The organism is Dehalococcoidia bacterium, assembly GCA_030648205.1.
Lineage (GTDB): Bacteria > Chloroflexota > Dehalococcoidia > JAUSIH01 > JAUSIH01 > JAUSIH01.
The window spans coordinates 1-3,233 of record JAUSIH010000031.1 but is presented as its reverse complement, the minus strand read 5'-3'; the positions used below and the strand labels follow the sequence as shown (position 1 = coordinate 3,233).

Below are 3,233 nucleotides of genomic sequence, written 5' to 3'. Positions count from 1 at the left end.
TCATCCCTCGTTCTTATTTGGAACGAGTCTTTTTTCCCACTTAACAGAAGTTTACAATCCTAAGACCTTCATCCTTCACGCGGTGTCGCTGCATCAGGCTTTCGCCCATTGTGCAATATTCCCTGCTGCTGCCTCCCGTAGGAGTTGGGGCCGTGTCTCAGTCCCCATCTGGCTGGTCGTCCTCTCAGACCAGCTACCCGTCATCGCCTTGGTGGGCCGTTACCCCGCCAACTAGCTGATAGGTCATACGCCTCGCCCCCAGCGCCTTGCGGCTTTGGTGCCGGGACCGTAATCCCGGAACATCATGCGGTATTAGCCCCAGTTTCCCAGGGTTGTCCCCCTCTGGAGGGTAAGTCACATATGGGTTACTCAGCCGTTCGCCGCTGACCAGAAGTTGCCCCCTGGTCCGCTCGACTTGCATGCATAAGGCACGCCGCCAGCGTTCGTCCTGAGCCAGGATCGAACTCTCAGTAAGATAGGGTTTACCTTACCTTCCTTCCACTCTTCCGTTGTTAAGGTGCACGCTCGAGCGGTTCCGTCGGGGAGTCCCCCTCGAGACAGCATTGTTCATGCTACGCGTTCGTCCAGGGCTTGTCAAGGGTTTTGTCGCGGGACTTTTTTTGATTTTCCCCGCCGACCGGAGCCCCCCCCGTTTGAAGGCGTCACGGTTTTGAGTGTATACTCCCTTTACACCCGTGTTGTCCTGCCGTATAATACAGGCGCCGAGAGGAAGTCACGTTGCTCTCGGCCCCTCTTTTTTTGCCCCTGCTGGAGGCTCGCCATGGTGCAGAAGCCTGTCTATTTGACCCCTGATGGCCTCAAGAAGCTCGAAGAGGAGATGGCTCACCTCTTGAACGAGCGGCGTCCGTACGTCATCGAGCGCATCCAGCGCGCCAAGGAGATGGGCGGCACGGAGAACAACGCCGAGTACGAGGACGTCAAGAACGAGCAGGCGTTCGTGGAAGGCCGCATCCGCGAGCTGGACCTCATGCTCAAGAACGCGAAGGTCATCCACGAGGGCGCCACCACCACCATCCGGTTGGGCTCGCGCGTCAAGGTCGAGGCCCCGGACGGCGGGCACGAAGAGTACACCATCGTCGGCAGCGCGGAGGCCGACCCGCACCACGGCCGCATCTCCAACGAGAGCCCGGTGGGCCGCGCCCTGCTGGGCAAGCGCGTGGGCGACGTGGTGGAGGTCACCGCTCCGGCCGGCAAGCGCCGCCTCAAGATCATCGAAGTCGCGTAGGCGGGCGTTCGTCCTATGCCAGAGCGCGGCGACGAGATATTTCAGCAGCGCCTCACCAAGCTGGAGCGCATTCGAAGCCGCGGCATTGACCCCTATCCTCCCCGGTACGCCCGCACGCACACGGCCCAGGAGGCGCTCGCCCTCTTCGCGCAGCACGAGAAATCAGCCTCCGCGGGCGCGTCCGCGCCACGGGTCAGCGTCGCGGGGCGGGTGACCGCCATGCGCCGCATGGGCAAGGCCATCTTCCTTGACGTGCGCGACGGCTCCGGACGCATCCAGGCGTACCTTCGCAAAGACAAGATCAACGAGCAGGCGTTCGGCCTCGTTGACGACCTCGACCTGGGCGACTTCCTGGGCGTGCAGGGCACGCTGTTCCGCACGCGCGCCGGGGAGATCACCGTCGAAGCGTCCGGCCTCACCATCCTGACCAAGTCGCTGCTCTCGCTGCCGGAGAAGTGGCACGGCCTCAAGGATACGGAGACGCGCTATCGGCAGCGCTATCTTGACCTCATCGCCAGCGACGAGGTTCGGCGCATCTTCCGCACCCGCTCGGCCATCGTCTCCGCCATGCGCCGCTTCCTGGAGGGCAAGGGCTTCCTGGAGGTGGAGACGCCCATCCTGCTGTCCGTCGCCGCGGGCGCCAACGCCCGGCCCTTCCTCACGCACCACAACGCCCTCGACCGCGACCTGTACCTGCGCATTGCGCTGGAGCTGCACCTGAAGCGGCTCGTGGTGGGCGGCCTGGACAGCGTCTTCGAGATAGGGCGGGTGTTCCGCAACGAGGGCATTGACCTGATGCACAACCCGGAGTTCACGCTCATGGAGTGCTATCAGGCCTACGCCGACTACAACGACATGATGCGGCTGGTGGAGGAGATGGTCAGCGCCATCGCGCAAGAGGTGCTGGGGACGACGCAGGTCAAGGTGGGCGAGCACACGCTGGAGCTTGCGCCGCCGTGGCCGCGTCTGCCGCTGCGGCAGACGCTCCACGATCGCAGCGGCATTGACATCGAGAAGCACGCGGACCTGGCCTCGCTCGCCGCCGAGGCGACCCGTCGCGGCGTCACCGCAGTCGGCACGGCGACAAGCTGGGGGCGGCTCGTGGACAAGCTGCTCTCCGAGTACGTGGAGCCGACGCTCGTCCAGCCCACGTTCCTCGTTGACTATCCGGTGGAGATGTCGCCGCTGGCGAAGCGGAAGCCGGATGACCCGCGCTACGTGGAGCGCTTCGAGGCGTTCATCGCGAAGCGGGAGATGGCGAACGCGTTCACGGAATTAAACGACCCCGTTGACCAGCGCGCGCGGTTCGAGGAGCAGGAGCGGCTGCGTCGGGAGCAGGGCGACGAGGAGACGGACCGGCTGGACGAGGACTTCCTGGTTGCGATAGAGCACGGCATGCCGCCGACGGGCGGGCTGGGCATGGGCGTGGACCGGCTCGTGATGCTGCTGCTGGGCCAGGAGTCCATCCGCGAGGTGGTGCTGTTCCCACAGTTGCGGAGCAGATAGGCGTCTGACCTCACCCCCTCGGTCCCCCTCCCCGTCCGCCGCCGCTACTTCAAGGGACAAGCCATAGCGAAGGCCGTGTTATAATCGTCGCGGGTCTTGTTCCGAGAGCGCGTTGCACAAGCAGGCGATTCACTTGAGGCTGTGTTGGGAGAGAGGCCATGAGACGCGATGAGGCGCTGACGATCCTGATGACGCACCGCGTGGAACTCAAGCGCTTCGACGTGGGCTCCCTCGCGCTTTTCGGCTCGTTCGCCCGCGATGAGGCCGGGCCGGACAGCGACGTGGACATCCTAGTGGAGTTCGAGCGGCCTGTTGGTCTCTTCACATTCATTCGTCTTCAGCAGTACCTGGAAGGCTTGCTCGGGCGACGGGTGGACCTGGTCACGCCGGACGCCCTGAAGCAGCGCATGCGGAGCCACATCCTGAGGGAAGCGATTCGTGCCGCATAGGGACTGGAAGCAGCGCGTCGAGGATATTCTGG

3 protein-coding genes and 1 rRNA gene are annotated in these 3,233 nt (G+C 64.1%); 3 read left to right on the top strand and 1 reads right to left on the bottom strand.

Annotated features, from left to right (window positions below; genetic code table 11):
- A 16S ribosomal RNA gene (locus Q7T26_03405) occupies window positions 1-475 on the bottom strand; the annotation flags it as partial.
- 306 nt (window positions 476-781) lie between these two features.
- Between Q7T26_03405 and greA the strand changes: the two genes are divergently transcribed.
- The 3 genes from greA to Q7T26_03390 all read left to right on the top strand — a co-directional run bounded on the left by greA (window position 782) and on the right by Q7T26_03390 (window position 3,201).
- A complete protein-coding gene (greA, locus tag Q7T26_03400) occupies window positions 782-1,246 on the top strand; it encodes a transcription elongation factor GreA (protein ID MDO8531204.1) in 465 nt (154 codons plus the stop codon).
- 15 nt (window positions 1,247-1,261) lie between these two features.
- Window positions 1,262-2,752 carry a lysine--tRNA ligase gene (gene lysS / locus Q7T26_03395; protein ID MDO8531203.1) on the top strand — a complete coding sequence of 497 codons (1,491 nt, stop codon included), beginning with the start codon at window positions 1,262-1,264 and terminating at the stop codon, window positions 2,750-2,752.
- A 158-nt stretch (window positions 2,753-2,910) separates the two neighbouring features.
- Entirely contained in the window at window positions 2,911-3,201 is a 291-nt protein-coding gene (locus Q7T26_03390; GenBank protein MDO8531202.1) for a nucleotidyltransferase family protein, read from the top strand.
- Window positions 3,202-3,233 lie beyond the last annotated feature (32 nt).